The organism is Hahella sp. HN01, assembly GCF_018986435.1.
GTDB lineage: Bacteria > Pseudomonadota > Gammaproteobacteria > Pseudomonadales > Oleiphilaceae > Hahella.
Window position 1 is genome coordinate 127201 of record NZ_JAHMIN010000017.1, and the last position, 18254, is coordinate 145454.

The 18254-nt window shown below is 52.4% G+C and carries 17 protein-coding genes and 1 other RNA gene; 11 read left to right on the plus strand and 7 right to left on the minus strand.

All coding sequences use genetic code 11. The features are described from left to right. Positions 1-6 precede the first annotated feature (6 nt). The 4 genes from KP814_RS17470 to KP814_RS17485 are packed head-to-tail and all read right to left on the minus strand — an operon-like array spanning position 7 to position 4447. Positions 7-1209: a UbiH/UbiF/VisC/COQ6 family ubiquinone biosynthesis hydroxylase gene (locus KP814_RS17470; RefSeq protein ID WP_216737945.1), complete on the minus strand. Its 1203-nt coding sequence runs from the start codon at positions 1207-1209 to the stop codon at positions 7-9. 41 nt (positions 1210-1250) lie between these two features. Continuing rightward, positions 1251-2486: a 2-octaprenyl-6-methoxyphenyl hydroxylase gene (gene ubiH / locus KP814_RS17475; RefSeq protein WP_216737946.1), complete on the minus strand. Its 1236-nt coding sequence runs from the start codon at positions 2484-2486 to the stop codon at positions 1251-1253. Beyond that, positions 2483-3847, minus strand: coding sequence for a Xaa-Pro aminopeptidase (gene pepP / locus KP814_RS17480; protein ID WP_216737947.1), 1365 nt, complete (start codon positions 3845-3847; stop codon positions 2483-2485). The genes ubiH and pepP overlap by 4 nt, the downstream gene beginning before the upstream one ends. 36 nt (positions 3848-3883) lie before the next feature. After that, positions 3884-4447 (minus strand): UPF0149 family protein, encoded by a 564-nt coding sequence (locus KP814_RS17485; RefSeq protein WP_216737948.1) that lies wholly within the window; start codon positions 4445-4447, stop codon positions 3884-3886. Positions 4448-4894: 447 nt separating this feature from the next. Here KP814_RS17485 and KP814_RS17490 point away from each other — a divergent pair, with 447 nt between their 5' ends. The 4 genes from KP814_RS17490 (at position 4895) to KP814_RS17505 (ending at position 6285) form a co-directional block, all read left to right on the plus strand. After that, positions 4895-5101, plus strand: coding sequence for a TIGR02449 family protein (locus KP814_RS17490; RefSeq protein ID WP_011395022.1), 207 nt, complete (start codon positions 4895-4897; stop codon positions 5099-5101). Further along, positions 5101-5388 (plus strand): cell division protein ZapA, encoded by a 288-nt coding sequence (locus KP814_RS17495; RefSeq protein WP_127973401.1) that lies wholly within the window; start codon positions 5101-5103, stop codon positions 5386-5388. The genes KP814_RS17490 and KP814_RS17495 overlap by 1 nt, the downstream gene beginning before the upstream one ends. A 102-nt stretch (positions 5389-5490) precedes the next feature. Beyond that, positions 5491-5673: non-coding RNA, 6S RNA (ssrS, locus tag KP814_RS17500), on the plus strand. A 12-nt stretch (positions 5674-5685) separates the two neighbouring features. Then, entirely contained in the window at positions 5686-6285 is a 600-nt protein-coding gene (locus KP814_RS17505; protein WP_216737949.1) for a 5-formyltetrahydrofolate cyclo-ligase, read from the plus strand. A 349-nt stretch (positions 6286-6634) separates the two neighbouring features. Here the strand turns inward: KP814_RS17505 and ilvA are convergent, their stop codons facing one another. After that, entirely contained in the window at positions 6635-8152 is a 1518-nt protein-coding gene (gene ilvA / locus KP814_RS17510; protein WP_216737950.1) for a threonine ammonia-lyase, biosynthetic, read from the minus strand. A gap of 121 nt (positions 8153-8273) precedes the next feature. Here ilvA and rpiA point away from each other — a divergent pair, with 121 nt between their 5' ends. The 3 genes from rpiA to ppa all read left to right on the plus strand — a co-directional run bounded on the left by rpiA (position 8274) and on the right by ppa (position 10914). Then, the gene (rpiA, locus tag KP814_RS17515) at positions 8274-8951 is read left to right on the plus strand and encodes a ribose-5-phosphate isomerase RpiA (protein ID WP_216737951.1); all 678 of its coding nucleotides are present in this window, start codon (positions 8274-8276) and stop codon (positions 8949-8951) included. A gap of 217 nt (positions 8952-9168) precedes the next feature. Further along, the gene (locus KP814_RS17520; protein ID WP_216737952.1) at positions 9169-10299 is read left to right on the plus strand and encodes an acyl-CoA dehydrogenase family protein; all 1131 of its coding nucleotides are present in this window, start codon (positions 9169-9171) and stop codon (positions 10297-10299) included. 87 nt (positions 10300-10386) lie between these two features. Beyond that, the gene (gene ppa, locus KP814_RS17525; protein WP_216737953.1) at positions 10387-10914 is read left to right on the plus strand and encodes an inorganic diphosphatase; all 528 of its coding nucleotides are present in this window, start codon (positions 10387-10389) and stop codon (positions 10912-10914) included. A gap of 76 nt (positions 10915-10990) precedes the next feature. On the opposite strand, the gene hldE is transcribed toward ppa, so the two are convergent. After that, the gene (hldE, locus tag KP814_RS17530) at positions 10991-12424 is read right to left on the minus strand and encodes a bifunctional D-glycero-beta-D-manno-heptose-7-phosphate kinase/D-glycero-beta-D-manno-heptose 1-phosphate adenylyltransferase HldE (protein WP_216737954.1); all 1434 of its coding nucleotides are present in this window, start codon (positions 12422-12424) and stop codon (positions 10991-10993) included. A 178-nt stretch (positions 12425-12602) separates the two neighbouring features. Between hldE and lpxL the strand changes: the two genes are divergently transcribed. Genes lpxL through KP814_RS17550 form a run of 4 tightly spaced genes read left to right on the plus strand, consistent with a single transcriptional unit; the run spans position 12603 to position 16752 of the window. After that, entirely contained in the window at positions 12603-13535 is a 933-nt protein-coding gene (gene lpxL / locus KP814_RS17535) for an LpxL/LpxP family Kdo(2)-lipid IV(A) lauroyl/palmitoleoyl acyltransferase (protein ID WP_216737955.1), read from the plus strand. After that, complete coding sequence (gene rfaQ / locus KP814_RS17540; RefSeq protein ID WP_216737956.1) at positions 13522-14628, plus strand: putative lipopolysaccharide heptosyltransferase III; 1107 nt, start codon at positions 13522-13524, stop codon at positions 14626-14628. Before lpxL ends, rfaQ begins: the two co-directional genes overlap by 14 nt. Continuing rightward, positions 14625-15773, plus strand: a complete 1149-nt coding sequence (locus KP814_RS17545) for a glycosyltransferase family 4 protein (RefSeq protein ID WP_216737957.1) — start codon at positions 14625-14627, stop codon at positions 15771-15773. The genes rfaQ and KP814_RS17545 overlap by 4 nt, the downstream gene beginning before the upstream one ends. A 4-nt stretch (positions 15774-15777) precedes the next feature. Then, positions 15778-16752 (plus strand): polysaccharide deacetylase family protein, encoded by a 975-nt coding sequence (locus KP814_RS17550; protein ID WP_216737958.1) that lies wholly within the window; start codon positions 15778-15780, stop codon positions 16750-16752. On the opposite strand, the gene KP814_RS17555 is transcribed toward KP814_RS17550, so the two are convergent. Beyond that, positions 16749-17942 (minus strand): glycosyltransferase family 4 protein, encoded by a 1194-nt coding sequence (locus KP814_RS17555; RefSeq protein WP_216737959.1) that lies wholly within the window; start codon positions 17940-17942, stop codon positions 16749-16751. The genes KP814_RS17550 and KP814_RS17555 overlap by 4 nt on opposite strands. Positions 17943-18254: the final 312 nt, after the last annotated feature.

The following is an 18254-nucleotide window of genomic DNA, read 5'->3' on the forward strand; positions in this document are numbered from 1 at the left end:
CTAACGTTAGACACCCATCGCCTGACGAATCAGTTCTTTTTTGATGAGCGGCGTTTTATTCACCAGCGTCAATCCAGCGTTCCGTACTCCGGCAATCATGGGAGAGGGATGTCCGAAGCCGCGCTTGAAGGCTTCCATCAACGTCATCATGGAGAGATTCCCAGCCTGCCGCCGCCGCTGGTAGCGTCGCAACATTTCCTCGTGTCCCAGAGGAATGCCCCGCCCCAAGGCGCGCCGCGCCTCATCAAGCAAGGCGGCGACATCTTCAAATCCTAGATTGACGCCTTGCCCCGCCAAGGGGTGAATAGTATGCGCCGCATCGCCGATAAGCACCGCGCCACCATCAAAGTAACGCTTAGCGTGTCTCTGCCTGAGCGGGAAAGCAAAGCGTCGACTGATATCGACCACTTCCCCCAACGCCTGCTCGGAGGCATCGAATAGAGCCGCTTTGAAGCTGGCGTCGTCCAGCTCCATTAATCTGTCCGCTTCCACAGAATCCGCCGACCAGACAATAGACGAACAACGGTAGTTTTGATTCTGATCCAGTAAAGGCAGCAAAGCCAACGGGCCTGTAGGCAGAAAACGCTGCCGGGCTGTGAACTGATGAGGGCGGGCGGTTGTTATCGTCGCAACAATCGCCTGCTGACCGTAATCCCATTCCCGGGTCGGGATGCTCAACCACTGACGAATACGTGACAGAGCGCCATCCGCGCCAACCAGCATTCGGCAAGAAACCGTCTCGCCACTCCCGGTGTCGAGGGAGTAACCTGAAGCATCCGACTTCAACGCCCGCACCTGATCTTTAATGACGTGGATGTTAGAGCGTTCAGCAATACGTCGATGCAAAGCGGAGGTCACCACACGGTTTTCGACGATCAACCCCAAGCTGCTTTCGTACACTTCAGCCGAGGAAAACACTATTCGACCGCTCCCTCCGCTATCCCAAACGTCCATATCGGTGTAGCGCAGGCTATATGGCTCTACCTCAGCCCAGACATTCAGCTCGCGCAACAGTTTCTCACTTGCCAGCGTCAGAGCGCTGACACGTGGGTCGAAGCTATGCGCGTCATTGCACTTAGGAGGCGTCGCCGTGTTCAACCCACCCGGATCGATCAGGGCCACTTCTATATCCAGCGCAGACAACCCCAGTGCGATCGCCGCGCCAACCATGCCGCCGCCAACGACGGCGACAGGAAATTGTGTCTTCACAATAGGCAGCCTCTACTTTGCCGACTCCGAATAATCAATATTCAACGCCATTGCGGCGCGCGCTCGGCGACGCCCATGGCGTACTCAGCGAACTTACGTTTCGCCGCAGGCGCCAGATTCAGACTAATCAAGCCAAACTGCCTGACGCTTTCCAGCCAGGCGGACTTTTCGCCAAATAATTTGATCAGCCCATCACTGGCCGTCACAGTGCGTTTCTGGTCCGCCTGCTGGCGCGCCAGGTACTTGTTGAGTATCGGCAGCCCACCCAATTCTTCACTGGTGACCGCCTCATTCAGCACTTCCGCCAAATGCAGCGCATCCCTCAAAGACAGGTTATATCCCTGCCCCGCCACAGGGTGCAGCGTATGCGCCGAATTCCCCAGCAGCACCAGTCCTTCTCGAACCTGCTCCTGAGCGGTTTGCAGCGTAAGCGGGTAATGATTGATATCGCCGACCTGGACAATACGTCCTATGCGGTAGCCGATCTGAGACTGCAGCGCCTCAGCAAAGCTGGCCTTGTCCAGAGATAGCAGCCCCTGCAAGCGATTACTCGGCACAGTCCAGACCACCGCCATGCGATCATTACGCGCAGACGCCAGCGGCAAAAAGGCGACGGCGCCGCCATCAATGAAGCGTTCATACGCGATATTGTCATGTGAACGGGAAAGGCCCACGTTGACCACCAGCGCATGTTGGCCATAGTCCACGCGATGGCTGGCGACGCCAAAGCCCTCCGCCAGACTGGAGCGTCCTCCGTCAGCAAGCACAAGCAATCTTCCGACGATATCCCTCTCATGCTCCCCTTCCCGCAGACGCACCGTCATTCCCTCAGGACAGCTCTGCGCAGACACCGCCTCTGCGGGCGCCAATACGGTTAAGTCCGCCCATCCCTCTAACGAGGCAACAAGACTGCGTCCGATGGCCGCATTGGGAACCACATAGCCAAAAGCATCGAGACCCTGTTCCTTAGCCTGCAGACGGGTCGCGCCCCATTTGCCCTGTTCGGAAACATGGATAGTGCTGATGCCTCCGGCGTAGGGAGCCATGGCGGGCCATACCCCCATACGCTCATAAAGGAGGCGAGAGCCGTGAGACAGCGCCGTGGAGCGCACATCGAAACTGGGTGTAAAGGGCCCCTCAGACGAGGTCTGCAAGGAGAGCGCCTCTACCAGCGCCACTTGAAAGCGACGCCGGGAAGACTGCTGCAAGGCCAAAGCCAGGGTTGCGCCGACCAGACCTCCGCCGACGATAACGATATCGTAGTGACGGGTCATCATTTACCCCGCATCAAGGCCTCAATTTCATCGACTTTCTTCGGCGTACCCGAGGTGATGACCTCACCGCCCTGCTTGGTCACGATCACATCGTCTTCGATACGAACGCCAATGCCTTTCCAGCGTGGATCGACATCTTCCAGTTCCGGCGCGATATAAATACCTGGCTCGACCGTCAACGCCATACCGGGCTCCAACACCCGCCATTCGCCGCCGACTTTGTAGTCGCCGACATCATGGACATCCAGGCCCAGCCAATGGCCCGTGCGGTGCATAAAGAATTTCTTGTAGGCCTCGGTTTCAATCAGTTCATTCAGCTCGCCTTTGAGCAGACCGATCTCACGCAGCCCCTCGGTAATCACTTTCAAAGCCGCTTCGTGCGGCTGGTTCCAATGACGACCGGGACGAACTTCTTTGATGGCCGCCTCCTGGGACGCGAGCACGATTTCATAAATAGTACGTTGCTCAGCGCTGAATTGTCCGGAGACCGGGAAGGTCCGCGTGATGTCGGACGCATAGCAATCCAGCTCACAGCCTGCGTCGATCAATACCAGATCGCCGCTCTTGAGTTTGTCGTTATTGGTGACGTAATGAAGAATGCAAGCGTTCTCGCCACCGCCGACAATACAGTTGTACGCCTGCGCTCGCGAGCCTTCCCGCAGGAATACGTGCTGAATGGCCGCTTCAAGCTGATACTCATACATCCCGGGCTTACAAATGCGCATGGCTTCGTTATGCGCCTCGGCGCTGATGCGCGCCGCCTGCTTCATGATTTTGACTTCAGCGGAAGACTTGAACAGGCGCATATCGTGCAACGTATGCTCCAACGCCACGAACTCTCCGGGGGGGTGCGCGCCATTCTTGATCTTGCTGCGAATGACATTGATCCATTCCATGACCCTGCGATCAAACTTTTCATCCAGTCCCATGGAGTAGTAAACCCTCTGCTTACCTTCCAGCAAGCCCGGTAGAATTTCATCAACATCGTCGATGGGGAAGGCGTCATCAAAGAGATAGTGTTCGATCGCCCCTTCCTGTCCCGCCAACTTGCCATTCCAGCGCTCGTAGTCCGGATTCTTTTCCTTGCAGAACAAAATGGATTCGCCGTGCTCGCGCTCAGGGATCAACACCATCACTGCGTCCGGTTCCGCAAACCCGCTGAGGTAATGAAAATCGCTGCTCTGACGGTAGGGATATTCCGAGTCACGATTGCGTATGCGAATTGGCGCAGCGGGCAGAATGGCGATGCTGTTGGGCGTCATCACATCAAGCAGGTGGCGCCGACGTTTCTGATATTCACGAATCGATAATGCTTGCACGTCTATCTCTCTTAAACTTTTAGTTATCCGTAATATGGCGCACATCCGTACAAACTGCCGGCGGGCCTTGTCCTTGGACCGTTAATGTAGCGTTTTCTTTTCCGGGGCGGCGTTCTTTTTAGCAGCGGTAAGTTCCTGCAGCACATTCAACGCAGCTACTTTCACAAACTCAGTCAGCTCCAGCAGTTCTCTTTCATCCTGCTCGTCGCCATCTACTTCCGGGTCCACCTCGCCGATATCCACCAGATCCTGAAGAACTTCCTGCACATCCGCCGAGCAGGAGGATAATCCACTGCCCAAGACAGATGTCAGCCCCTCGACGAACCCTCTGCACCAGTCCGCCAGTGCCGCCACACGCAGCGAACATTCCACGGCGTCTTCCGGCAACCAGGGCTGAAAGCTCATATTATCCTGCATCAGCGCCGCTTCCGCGTAGCCGTATACGGCTTTGAAAGCCGCTTGCAGGTTTTCTTCAATCGCATTGACGCTGCCGGCGAAACGCTGCGTATAGCTCCACCAGTCGTTATCCTGCGCCCGATCTCCCGCCGCCATTCTTCCGCACCAGAGACCGTGAACGCCTGCTGGAGTGGCGTCTGCGTCGATGCGGTTTAGTAGTTGTTGCAGGGCATGGTAGGGTTGGGACATTCGTTTAACTCTCCAATCGGGCGAAAACCGCCCGCTTCCAAAGGTCTCACCAATGTCGCTTGCAACGGCGAGTGGTGTAACCTTATTAAATAGAATTCATTTGGCAAAAACGCCCGCTCTGCTTTAATAAAGCGCATCGGGCGCAATTGAATATATATGCGACGGCTCAAGCTTTCGCCATCATGTTTTTTACGGTTCTGACGTCAACTTTATCAGGATCGACTCACGCCAGAATAATGCTGTGTATGCTAACATGACGCCCACTTATATCGCCACGTGGGTGCGCACGTTGACCCCCTTACATCGGCGACTTATATTTAATTGGACGCCCATGCGCCTACAGTTTGGTTTTCTAACATTTTTCCGCTTTGATTTGCGTCCGTCATAAGTCGAGGCATGTTAGAAAACTCTTCCTGAAGAACCCTAGCAATACCACTGGAAAAACTTATGGATGTTTCTCAGTTGCAGCAGTTAAGCGATAAAATTGACCGCCTGATACAGAAGTGCAAACAGCTCGAAGCAGATAATCAGGCGCTACGCCAGCTGCAGGAAGACTGGCAAAAGGAACGCATGCAACTATTACAGAAGAACGATCTGGCCCGCTCCAAAATCGAGGCCATGATCAGTCGTTTGAAAGCTTTGGAGCAACGTTAATGAGTCGCACCAACAATACCGCCACCGTCACTATTCTGGACAAGGAGTACTTGGTCGCTTGTCCTCCGGAAGCGCAACGTCAATTGGAAGACGCTGCGCGGGCGCTGGATCAGAAAATGAAAGAAATCCGTGCGTCGGGAAAAGTCTACGGCACCGAGAGAATTGCGGTCATGGCCGCCCTGAACCTGACGTATGATCTAATGCAGCAAGGACAGAAGACCGAGCAGGTCTCTACCACCCTGAGCACGCTTCATGAAAAGCTGGATGCAGCATTGAGAAATAAATAACTTTACAAAACATACAATTACGTAATCAAAAAAGAAAAAAATATTGAATATTCCTGGTTCACCCCACTGCTTTTTTTACATTTTTCGTTATAATAGGACCCAAGCTCCCTGAACTGCTCGCCAGTCAGATACGTCCTCGAGCCGATGAATTTTATTATTGGTTACCTCCTGCGAGTGATGTGTGCAAGTCCCTCTTGAAGGGAAAGCCTAATTCATTCCAGCGGTTACCTCCTTGAACCAAAGGGTTCAAGGGCCACGTCAGACAGCGGCTGTCTCGGGGAGTTTACTTTTTCTGCTATGAATAAAGCGTCTATTCGTCGCGCCATGCGCAAAAAACGCAGAGCGCTGACACCCGCCCAACAACGCACCGCCGCCTCCGGCTTGCGAAAATCACTCAACTCAGCCATCCATCTCAGTCGCAGCGCCCGTTGGGGTCTATATCTCGCCAACGACGGGGAAATTAATCCGCTTCCAACGATTCAGCGCCTGTGGCGCAGAAAGAAAGCCTGTTACCTTCCCGTGTTACACCCGCTTTACCACAACCGGTTATGGTTCGTTCGGTATCAGCCCGGCGCCAGGCTCAAGCCCAATAAGTACGGCATTCCTGAACCTGTGCTGCGGGGAGCGAAAAGAGTTCCACCCTGGTCATTGGATGTGGTGTGCTTTCCATTAGTCGCTTTTGATAAGCAGGGGAACCGATTGGGAATGGGCGGGGGTTATTACGATCGCACCTTTGCTGACCGCCGAGTCGTTATCAAGAGACCGAAATTGATTGGGTTCGCTCATCACTTCCAGCAACTTCCAGAACTACCCCACGAGCCCTGGGATATTCCACTGTCCGCCGTCGCTACGGATCAGCAGTTGCACCGCTTCAGAAACAAAAAAGCCCTGCGTTAACAGGGCTTTTTTCGAATCGTCAGGAAGACAGGGACTAATTAACGTCCTCGCCAGCGACAGAAACATATGTGGGCGACGTACGTGCTTCCTTGTGGCCAAAGGTTGTGAAGCCGCTGACGACCAACCCAAGGCAAAATACGATCACAAGCGTAAGCATGACGTCAGGCTTGCGCTTCATGCATCCCCCTAATTTTCATTGGCGTTTTTTTAATTTTATAAATCAGACAAATAGGTAATTGTCTTAACTTGAAATTATAGAAAAGTATTGTAACTCCTGCCTGATTTAAATCAAAGCTTTAAAACGCAATAGTGTGACCGTTTCTGCCTTTATATTAAAACCTCTTAATTATCAGGCACCTAGAAACAGTTTATAGGCAGGATTATTGGTCTCCTCCCAATACCGGAAACCAACGGTATCCAGCATTTTCCGGAACTCCGCCATTTCGTCATCGTTCACCTGCGCGCCCATTAAAACACGACTATAAGCGGCGCCATGATTACGATAATGAAACATGGTGATATTCCAGCGAGCGCCAAAAGCCATGAGGAACTTCATCAACGCCCCGGGACGCTCCGGAAATTCAAAACGGAAAACCTTCTCGTTGGTTAACGCTGGCGAATGCCCTCCCACCATGTGGCGGATGTGCATTTTGGCGACTTCGTTATCAGTGAGATCAAGCACCGAGTAACCTTTTTCCTCCAGTGCGCCAACCAACTCTTTGCGCTCTTCCAGACCAGAGCTGATCTGAACGCCAACAAAGATCTGCGCTTCCGTCGCATCACAATAACGGTAGTTAAACTCGGTGATATTACGGCGACTTAACGCCTGGATGAAACGCTTGTAACTACCTGGGCGCTCTGGAATTCTCACCGCAAGAATCGCCTCGCGCTCCTCACCGACTTCAGTGCGCTCAGTGATATAACCCAGGCGGTCGAAGTTCATGTTCGCGCCGCTTACAATGGCTATCAGGTTTTCGTCCTGAATTTTTTCTCTCGCCACGTACTTCTTCAGACCGGCAATCGCCAATGCGCCAGCTGGCTCAGCGATAGAGCGGGTATCCTCAAAGACATCTTTAATGCCTGCGCAGATTTCGTCTGTGGAGACCAGAACGACTTCATCCACATACTGACGACACACTTCCCATGGAGCCTTACCGATCTGTTTGACGGCGACGCCATCGGCGAAGATGCCGACTTCCGGCAAGGTCACCCGTTTGCCTGCCTTCAATGCAGCATGGAGGCAGTTGGAGTCTTCCGGTTCTACGCCTATGACTTTGACATCCGGACGCAAGTACTTGATGTAGGCAGCGACGCCCGCGATCAAACCCCCGCCGCCAACGGGAACGAACACAGCATGAATAGGAGACGTGTGTTGCCACATAATCTCCATGCCCACCGTGCCCTGACCCGCAATCACCTCTTCGTCGTCGTAAGGAGGTATATAGATGTAGCCTTTTTCTTTGACCAGCGTTTGCGCATGCGCCGCCGCTTCGTCAAAGGCGTCCCCTTTCAGCACCACTTTCGCGCCCTTCGCCCGCACGGAATTCACTTTGATTTCCGGCGTGGTTTGCGGCATCACGATAGTTGCTTTGACGCCCAACTTTTGCGCCGCCAGCGCCAGCCCTTGGGCGTGGTTGCCCGCAGACGCAGCAATCACGCCTTTTTCTTTAGCAATCGCGGAAAGTTGCGCCAGCTTGTTATAAGCGCCGCGTAACTTGAAAGAGAAAACAGGCTGCAGGTCCTCACGCTTCAATAGAATATGATTATTGAACCTGTGGCTCAGCAGGTGGGCCGACTCCAAAGGAGACTCTATCGCAACATCATAGACTTTGGCGTCCAGGATCTTTTTTATATATCGGTGGGGCATGATGGGAATTTACTAAATCGCTAGCGGAATTAAGCGCCAAATAATATCGGCATTACGGACCCAACGTCTACTATTGATGGGATGCGAGGTCTATAATTCCCAAATTTTTGAGGGCGGGCTTATGAACCAGGACGAATTAAAGCAGGCAGTCGCAAAAGCGGCGCTGGAATACATCAAACCCCATTTGCAGACAGATACCATTCTTGGTATCGGGACAGGCTCCACGGCCAACTATTTTATCGACGCCTTGGCGGAAGTAAGAACTCAGTTCGAGGGAGCGGTCGCCAGCTCAGAGGCTTCCGCCGAACGTTTGAAGAAACACAATATTCCCGTCTATGAGCTTAACGCCGTTTCCGGCTTGGAGTTCTACATTGACGGCGCTGACGAAACCAACCCACGCCTGGAGCTGATCAAGGGCGGCGGAGCGGCATTGACTCGCGAGAAAATCGTCGCTGCTAACGCCAAAACCTTTATCTGTATCGCCGACGAATCCAAATGGGTCGGCGTGCTCGGCGACTTCCCACTGCCGATCGAAGTCATCCCCATGGCGCGCAGCTATGTGGCCAGGGAGCTGGTGAAGCTGGGCGGCGACCCGGTCTATCGAGAAGGCTGTGTGACGGACAATGGCAATATTATCCTCGACGTGTTCAATCTGCGCATTCTGGAGCCAGTAAAACTGGAGCAGCAGATCAATCAAATCACTGGCGTGGTCACCAACGGCCTGTTCGCCATGCGCCCAGCTGACGTACTCCTGCTGGGGTCGCAGGAAGGCGTAAAGACAATCAAAGCCAACGACTGATTGAGAATCTGGCGCGCTCCCAGGATCGCGCCATTTATCTCTCCCGCCTCCAGTCGACCAAAGCGTCTTTCAAAATCCTCTCAGGATTCGGTATTTACCCATTTTTCAGAATCCCTCTATTCTCTCCTCTCTCCCTCAATCAAAAAACAAGCGCTTGCTTGGTTTTTGATTGATCGATAATCTGAGCCCTGATAACAACTAGATAAGGGATTTGCGCATGTTCAACGAGACTCATCAAATGGCGCGGCGCACAACCGCCGCATTCATCAAACAACATGTCGCGCCTTATATTCAGGAATGGGAGGAAGCAGGCTCGTTTCCTCGGGAAATCTATCGTCTTGCGGGAGAGGCCGGCGTACTGGGCGTTGGCTTCAATGAAAAGTGGGGGGGCTCTGGCGAAAGCGATATATTGATGAAGGTCGCTGTCAGCGAAGAGCTCATGCGCAGCACTTCTGGCGGCTTTGTCGCCAGCCTGGGGTCATTGGATATTGCCTTGCCGCCCATTGCCCGGTGGGGCAGTTCTATACTGCAGGATAAAGTGATTCCACCTGTGCTCCAGGGCGAAAAAATCGCCGCGCTCGCCATTACAGAACCAGGTGGGGGTTCCGATGTCGCCAATCTGCAAACTCGCGCCGTACTAGAGGGTGACGCTTATCGTATCAATGGCTCCAAAACATTCATCACCAGCGGCCATCGGGCAGACTTCTACACGGTGGCCGTACGCACCGGCGGAGAAGGCCACGCGGGCATCAGCCTGATTTTGGTGGAGCGGGAGCGAGAGGGATTTAGCACGGGCCAACCCCTGAAAAAGATGGGCTGGTGGGCGAGCGATACAGCAGAGCTGTTTTTTAATGACTGCCTTGTTCCGGCTGAAAATCTCATCGGTCCCGAAAACAGTGGTTTTATCGCCATTATGAGCAACTTCTTGATGGAGCGCCTCGCGCTTTCCATCATGGGCTATATGACCGCGCAAATCGCTTATGAACAGGCATTGAGCTACGCCCGTCAGCGCGACGCGTTTGGTAGAAAAATCGCCAAGTTTCAGGTTATCAAGCATCGCCTGGTCGAAATGGCGACAAAGGTCGAGATTGCTCGCAACTACACATTGAATATTGCTCAACGCATACAAAACGGCGACAACCCGATCAAAGAAGTCGCCATGGCGAAGAACTTTTGTTCTCAGGCCGCCCAAGAGGTAACGGACGCCGCCGTACAGATTCATGGCGGCATGGGCTACATGCGCGAGTCCGTAGTGGAGCGGCTATACAGGGACGCCCGCATACTCAGCATTGGCGGCGGCTCCACCGAAATCATGAACGAGATTATCGCCAAGCAACTCGGTCTCTAAGCTCGGACAGACGCCTTATTGGTTTTAGCGGGGCAAAGCTCCTATAATTTGCTGCCCAGCTTTTTAATAGAATGGAAAGTACAGATTATGAACTTTGACAATATTTCCGCAGGTAAAGAACTGCCAGACGATATTAACGTCGTAATTGAAATTCCTGCGCAAAGCAGCCCGATTAAATACGAAATCGACAAAGACTCCGGTGCGGTAGTTGTCGACCGTTTCATGGCCACGCCCATGTTCTATCCCTGCAACTACGGCTTTATTCCTCACACGCTGTCTGACGACGGCGACCCGCTGGATGTGTTGGTTGTTGCGCCCTACCCAATCCAGCCAGGCGCAGTGATCCGTTGCCGTCCAATCGGTGTGTTGAACATGACTGACGAAGCTGGTGAAGACGCCAAGCTGCTGGCGGTTCCTCACTCCAAGCTGACTCCGCTGTACAAAAACGTCAACGAGCCGACTGACCTGCCTGAACTGCTGATCAAGCAGATCGAGCATTTCTTTGAGAACTACAAGGATCTTGAAGAAGGCAAGTGGGTGAAAATCGCTGGATGGGCGGACCGCGAAGCAGCCCGTAAGGCGATTCAAGACGCAGCGGCGGCCTACAAAGGTTAACTGATGCGGACTGGCGACGCTTCTGCGTCGCCAGTCATTCCCCTTCCTTAAAGCAGGCCATCACAATGCGTAGCGACTACTTGTCCTGATCCTTGCGAATCTTTTCAACGATGGCGGTGGTTGAACAGTTATCCAAAAAGTCCAACGCCCGAACCTCTCCACCATAACCTTCGACGATCTCCCAACCGACGACTTGTTCTTTGCTGTAGTCGCCGCCTTTCACCAGGATATCCGGCTTCAGAATCTCCAATAAACGCTCTGGCGTGTCATCTTCATACCAGGTAACCCAGTCCACTGCTTCCAGCCCAGCGAGCACGGCCATCCTGCGTTCGAGAGGGTTAATCGGGCGCGCGGGTCCTTTCAAACGGCTCACAGAGGCGTCGCTGTTAATGGCAACGACCAATCGGTCCCCCAGCTTTCGCGCCTGATCCAGATATCCCACATGGCCAGCGTGAATAATATCGAAACACCCGTTCGTGAAGACAATTTTCTCACCATGGGCGCGTGCGTCGTCCAACGCCACCTTTAATTGCTCAACCGTCATCGCGCCACGCCCAGCGCCTTGCTCCTGCTGCACTGCGCGACGCAATTCCGGCGCACTAACTGAAGCCGTACCCAGTTTGCCCACAACAATGCCGGCGGCAATATTGGCAAGCGCCACCGCTTGCCCCATTTCACTACCTGCCGCCAATGCGGCCGCAAGCACGGAGATAACCGTATCGCCTGCGCCAGTAACATCGAAGACTTCTTTCGCCTGGGCAGGCAAATGCAGCTCGGGTCGTCCCGCTCTCAACAGGGTCATCCCCTGTTCACTGCGCGTCACCAGCAGCGCTTCAAGCTCCAGCTCTTCAACCAGCTTTAAGCCTCGCTGAACCAGTTCCGCCTCGCTTGCACAATGCCCTACCACTGCTTCAAATTCAGATAAGTTAGGGGTGATCAAAGTTGCGCCGCGATACTTCTCAAAGTCACTGCCCTTAGGGTCGACCAACACGGGGATTTGTTTGCTTCGCGCCAATTGAATAAAAGCTTGCGGATCGCGTAAGGCGCCCTTGCCGTAATCGGACAATATCAAAGCCCCTGCGCCGGCTAACTGGCCTGCGACTTTCTTTTCCAGCGGCTCCTGCGGAACGCCAGCGAAGCTCTCTTCGAAATCCATGCGAATCAACTGCTGATGACGACTGACCACCCGCAGCTTGGTGATGGTCGGTAGAGTCTCGTGCTCCTGAAAATCCGCCAATATGCCAGCTGACTCCATTCGCGCCGCCAGTGACTGCGCAGCTTCATCTTTACCCGTTACCCCCAAAATCACCGCCGCACTGCCTAGCGCAGCGATGTTCAAGGCCACGTTAGCTGCGCCACCGGGCCGGTCTTCCAACTGCTCCACTTTGACGACGGGCACCGGCGCTTCAGGAGAAATCCTTGATGTCGCACCGTACCAGTAGCGGTCCAGCATAACGTCGCCAACCACTACGACCCGTGAATTCTGAAACATTGGAAGCTGTATCTGCATGCCCGTCCTCAAAATTGAAGCCTTCATTTATCTGTTTGCGATGGAAGGATCGCGCCGCAATATTAGCACGCCTCTCCCCCTCACAGCACCTTACCGCTCCGTCAACTGGCTAGACAAACTGGAGAGCCGGGCGGGATCGGGCTAAAATGCGCTTCTTTTGTTTTGGGAACGCCGTTAAGTGTCCGAAGAGAAACGCGATCTGACCTATTCAGACTTTATTCACCCCCGTTATTGGCCAACCTGGCTTGGGATCGTTTTACTATGGCTGATCGCCCATACGCCGTTGGCCCTGCAACGCGCCCTGGGGATTCTGATGGGCCGCGCCGCCTACTATTTTTTGCCCAAGCGACGCAAAATCGCTGAGGTTAATATTAATCTTTGCTTTCCAGAACTTGCCTCCTCGCAGAGACAAGCTTTGGTAAAGTCCGCCTTTGACAACAACGCCATCGGCTATTTCGAGGCCGCCTCCGCCTGGTTTACTGGAAAAGAACGCTTTCGCGCCATTACCAAGGCGCACGGTCTGGAAAACCTGAAAGCGGCGCAGGCGAAAGGCAAAGGCGTTATTCTATTAGGCGGCCACTTCACGACGCTGGATCTTGGCGGCGCATTATTTGATATTTATTCCAGCGCAGCCAGCATGCAACGGGACCACGATAATCCCCTGTTCAACATGGTGATGACCCGCGCCCGTAGAAAATTTTGCCATCCCGTATTGAGCAAAGACGACTTGCGCGGCCTTATCCGCCATCTAAGGTCAGGTGGAACAATCTGGTATGCCACAGATCAGGATTATGGTCGTCGCAGCAGCGTATTCGCGCCATTTTTTAATGTGCCGGCGGCAACGATCACCACAACATCACGCATCGCACAAAAAACCGGTGCGCCCGTCGTCCCCTTTAGTCACTTCCGTAACGAAAACGGCGGCTACGACGTCTACTTCGAGCCCGCGCTTTCTGACTACCCATCCGGCGACGACCTTGCAGACGCCACCGCCACGAATCTGGCGATAGAAAACGCCATCCGCCGCTATCCCGCCCAATACCTGTGGATGCATCGGCGGTTTAAGACTGAGGAGAACAGGGAGAATCATTCGCATTATGGCGGCAAGTAATATCATTCCAAGCCTCCTACTGAAGGATGCGGTGGACTTTTCCGAAATCAAGCGAGTTCTTGTCATTAAACTTCGCCACCACGGTGACGTCCTGCTGAGCTCTCCTGTTTTTACCGCGTTAAAAGCACAATATCCTCATCTTGAGGTGGACGGTCTGGTATACAAAGATACTCAGGACATGTTGAGTCTTCACCCAGCAATATCGCAACTGCACTTGATTGATAGGGGATGGAAAAAGCTGGGCGTTCGACGCCAACTTGAAGCGGAGTGGGGACTGATTAGTCAGCTCAAGCAACGTCAGTACGATTTGGTCATTCACCTAACTGAACATTGGCGCGGCATGTTGTTGACTCGACTGCTTAAGCCCAGGTTGTCCGTCTGTCAGATCTACGCCCGACGTCCAGGAAAACTTTGGAAAAAGACATTCACTCATCACTATCCTGTAAACGCAAAACATCGCCATACCGTTGAGAAACACCTCGACGCGCTACGCAGAATAGGCCTGTATCCAAGTGATGAAGAACGACGCCTGACCGCTGTAGCAGGCGATTCAGCAGAACTCGCAGTCCTTGATCGCTTGGCTGAGCAGGGTGCGTCAGCAGGGGAATACATCCACATACACCCTACCTCCCGCTGGCTTTTTAAAAGTTGGGATGTAGATAAAATGGCTTCCCTAATTAACCGTTTACAGGAAAAGGGACATACCATTGTTCTTAGCGCAGCCCCGAGCGGGGATGAAATGCGTATGATGGAGGATATTCTGGAGCGCCTGGTTCATCCCGTCATCAACTTCAGCGGGTCTCTGACGCTCAAAGAGTTGATCGCCCTGATACAGCATGCAAAGTTGTTCATCGGCGTAGACTCCGTTCCGATGCACATCGCTTCAGCAACTCAAACTCCGTGTGTAGCTCTATTTGGTCCCAGCAACGAGCGAGAGTGGTCTCCCTGGCTAAACAAACACGTAATTCTATCGTCAAATCATCCTTGCCGCCCATGCGACCTTGCCGGATGCGGCGATGGCTGGCGAAGTGAATGTCTGTCACAGATACAGGTTGAGCAAGCTCTGAATGCCGTGGAGCGCCTGACGTCATGACGATCAAATTGGCGATAATCAGACAGAAATACCGGCCTGACGGCGGAGCTGAAAGATTCATAAGCCGGGCGCTGGATGCTCTCGGCGCACAAAACCTGGAGCTGACCGTACTTACCCGAAAATGGGAAGGACAAGCCAGCAACGTAAAAGTCATCACCTGCAACCCTCCGAAGTGGGGACGCATATCCCGAGAAAGACGCTTTGCTAATGCTGTCTGCGCCCAAATTGCAGAGCACGACTTTGACCTTGTACAGTCCCACGAGCGCATGCCCTGCTGTGACATCTACCGCGCAGGCGACGGCGTACACCGATCCTGGTTGGAGCAACGCAAACGGATACTGCCGAAGGTTAAGCAAAGGTGGTTAGAGCTTAGCCCTTACCATCGCTATGTATTGGAAAGTGAAAAGTGCCTGTTCGCATCATCCCGGTTACGCGCGGTTATTTGTAATTCTCATATGGTGAAAGAGGAAATCATCCGTTATTTCAACTTTCCAGAAGCCAACATTCATGTTATCTACAACGGCGTCAACGCAGAACAGTTCTCGCCCCAAGCTTGTTCGCCACACCGCGCCAAAATTCGTCACGAGTTGGGTATTCCAACAGAGGCTACAGCCTTAATATTCGTTGGATCAGGGTTTGAAAGGAAAGGCTTAGCCACCGCTATCACCGCTCTTGCTCAAACATCATCTCAAACACACTTGATCATAGTCGGCGGAGATAAACACGAGAGGGCATATCGATCACAAGCAAACAAACTGGGCCTGGATGAGCGAGTACATTTCGTAGGGGTAAAAAAAGAGGTCATTCCCTATTACGCCGCCGCCGACGCCCTTATTTTACCTGCCCTATACGACCCCTTTCCTAACGTCATATTTGAAGCAATGGCTTGCGCCTTACCCGTGATCACATCCAAGCAGTGCGGTGGCGCAGAGCTGGTTAAACAAGGTGAGAGTGGCTACGTTGTCGACGCATTGGACTCTGACGGCTGTGCGAGCGCAATCATCAAACTTCTCGACCAGCCTCACAGGCTTAATCTTGGCGCCGCGGCACGCAATGCTATTGAACCATATAGCCCGGAGCGTATGGGCCAACAATTAACAGACTTATACAAACGTTTACTCCCGGTAAACGGCAGCATGGAATAATAGAATGCAATCAGCCGAGACTAAACCCGCCTTTTTGATAACTATTGACACAGAGGGCGATAATATCTGGTCCAGCCCCCGCCAGATTGAAACAAAAAACGCAGGTTTCCTCCCAAGATTTCAGGAGTTGTGCGAACGTTTTGGCCTCAAGCCAACTTATCTAACCAACTATGAAATGGCGATATCCGACCAATATATTGAGTTCGCAAAAGACTGCCTTGAACGAGATACGGCTGAGATCGGCATGCATCTTCATGCCTGGAATAGCCCGCCAGAGGAAAGTCTGACAGAGGACGACTACCGCTACCTGCCTTATTTAATTGAATACCCAGAAGCGCTCATAGAACAGAAAATTGACTATCTGACTAAGCTACTGGAAGACACTTTCTCTAGCAAAATGACCAGTCATCGCGCAGGAAGATGGGCATTTAACGAGTTCTATGCGCAGACACTGGTTAAGCATGGCTACTTGGTGGACTGCTCTGTGACCCCCGGCGTCAGTTGGCGCAAGAATCTAGGAGACCCCAAGCAACAAGGGGGAACAGACTATCGCGGATTTCCAGATGCGCCTTACTATCTCGATCTAAGCGATATCCGCAAAAAAGGAGATTCCGCCCTACTGGAGTTGCCTGTAAGCATCCTGCCAAAATACTCAAAGTTCATCAGTCAGTGCCGCAAAGCGATTAACAAACTCAAAGGCCGCGAGAAAGAGGATGCGACAATCTGGTTGAGACCAACAGGAAACAACCTTAAAAATATGTTGCGAGTACTAGACGAAGCACAGCAAAACCAACGTCCATATGTCGAGTTCATACTGCACTCATCTGAGTTCATGCCTGGGGGCAGCCCGACTTTTAAAACGAAAGAGTCTATCGAAGCTTTATATCGCGATCTTACAGAATTATTTAAAGCCGCCAATGGGCGTTATCGCGGAGCCACATTGACGGAGTACGCCAAACAGTTCGGCGCAAACAACTAAGAACAATAAGAACGTAGCGCCGACATCATCTCGGACATATATCGCTCAAATTGGAATTGGCTTCGAGTCCATTTTTGAGCCTCAGCGCTCATTTGTTGATAGAGCTCATTAGATTGAGCCAGCTTCTGAACAGCTTCGGCGATTTCCGCCGGAGCTAATAGCTTAGGCGGAACGATCTTATCCGCATCCACATCATATATTTGCGGCGGTAGATGAGGACTTGACGCATCCATTTTCAAATACTCTTCCTTACAAAGGGAGGGAGGCAAACAGAAGCCTGTTACTCCGTCCTTCACAACCTCAGGCAGCCCATCAACTTTACCAACGATTGCTGGACAGCCCGCAGCCATTGCTTCCGCGCTAACCAAGCTAAATGTTTCATGAATGGAGGTCGACAACAGGCAATCTATGCCCCTGTAGAAGTTGTCCATATCATCCACCAAACCCAGGAACGACACAGACTCCTTCACGCCCAGCTTCACTGCTAGCGCCTCTAACTTTTCTCGCATAGGCCCAGCTCCGGCAATCCTTAATTCGCACGGAACTCCTCTATCGAGTATTTCCTTCAGCGCGTATATGCCTATATTGACCGCCTTTAACGCAACCAATCGACATGCAACGCCAATAACAAAAGGCCTGCCTTTATCGTCTAGTTTCTTTTTTTGTGGGTATTCCAGACATGCATTACGGATAGGATTCAAGCAAACGTCAATTCTCTCACTAACGCTATATTTAAGTTCCAGCATTCTCTTTGCAGCGTAAGAGGCTGCTATATACCCGTCCACTTGTGGAAAGAAGTTTTTCTCTTTCAAGGGACTATGGGAGTACCAAGCCATCCCGTGCTCGTAGTACACCACAGGCACGCCCTGCGGGATGTCGCCTTGCTGGATATCTGAAAGTTGATTCCAGATAAGCACCAGATCCGGCTTAGACTCATGAATACACCGACGACGATGCTTCAATCTAAGACTCACTGGCTTCTTAGGGATTTTCAGTTTCCCCCAATGTTTATAAAAAGATATTTGCTTGGAAAAGCGCTTAACAGCTGGCTTCAATAAAGGCGCAATGTTTTTACTATCCGCTAAAACCAAGTTTGTTACGCCAGTTGGGTTCGTGTGGCTTATAAACTCACAGAATAACCTTTCAACGCCACCAACATTATCAAGGTTTATTAGGTGTAGTATTCTCATTAAGAAGTGGGCCTTTCCAAATAGCCAATTAAAAACACAACGCCCTACTAGATATAACAGGGCTCGGCATTATACATACCAAAGCATTCATTGTTTATTAACAAAAACCACTTGGCCAGACTAACGTTGTCACTAATTGTAGAGAATTAGCATAAAAGGTACAGAAAGGTCTGACGCCACAGCCGGAAGGCCTGGAGTCGCCCTCGCGCGACTTTCACTGAACTTGGGAGGGGCTAAGTTGTGGCGCAGGGCCCGACGTTAAATTTCAGGCAAAAAAAACCCGTCACGAGGACGGGTTCTTCGTATTAAGAG

Bases quoted from the DNA above. Each gene is read 5' to 3' on its own strand.
- rpiA (WP_216737951.1), top strand. From the start codon at position 8,274: ATGAACCAGGACGAATTAAAGCAGGCAGTCGCAAAAGCGGCGCTGGAA.
- KP814_RS17485 (WP_216737948.1), bottom strand. From the start codon at position 4,447: ATGTCCCAACCCTACCATGCCCTGCAACAACTACTAAACCGCATCGAC.
- KP814_RS17505 (WP_216737949.1), top strand. From the start codon at position 5,686: ATGAATAAAGCGTCTATTCGTCGCGCCATGCGCAAAAAACGCAGAGCG.
- ppa (WP_216737953.1), top strand. From the start codon at position 10,387: ATGAACTTTGACAATATTTCCGCAGGTAAAGAACTGCCAGACGATATT.
- ilvA (WP_216737950.1), bottom strand. From the start codon at position 8,152: ATGCCCCACCGATATATAAAAAAGATCCTGGACGCCAAAGTCTATGAT.
- KP814_RS17555 (WP_216737959.1), bottom strand. From the start codon at position 17,942: ATGAGAATACTACACCTAATAAACCTTGATAATGTTGGTGGCGTTGAA.
- KP814_RS17490 (WP_011395022.1), top strand. From the start codon at position 4,895: ATGGATGTTTCTCAGTTGCAGCAGTTAAGCGATAAAATTGACCGCCTG.
- rfaQ (WP_216737956.1), top strand. From the start codon at position 13,522: ATGGCGGCAAGTAATATCATTCCAAGCCTCCTACTGAAGGATGCGGTG.
- KP814_RS17550 (WP_216737958.1), top strand. From the start codon at position 15,778: ATGCAATCAGCCGAGACTAAACCCGCCTTTTTGATAACTATTGACACA.
- KP814_RS17545 (WP_216737957.1), top strand. From the start codon at position 14,625: ATGACGATCAAATTGGCGATAATCAGACAGAAATACCGGCCTGACGGC.
- pepP (WP_216737947.1), bottom strand. From the start codon at position 3,847: ATGTGCGCCATATTACGGATAACTAAAAGTTTAAGAGAGATAGACGTG.
- hldE (WP_216737954.1), bottom strand. From the start codon at position 12,424: ATGCAGATACAGCTTCCAATGTTTCAGAATTCACGGGTCGTAGTGGTT.
- KP814_RS17495 (WP_127973401.1), top strand. From the start codon at position 5,101: ATGAGTCGCACCAACAATACCGCCACCGTCACTATTCTGGACAAGGAG.
- ubiH (WP_216737946.1), bottom strand. From the start codon at position 2,486: ATGATGACCCGTCACTACGATATCGTTATCGTCGGCGGAGGTCTGGTC.
- KP814_RS17520 (WP_216737952.1), top strand. From the start codon at position 9,169: ATGTTCAACGAGACTCATCAAATGGCGCGGCGCACAACCGCCGCATTC.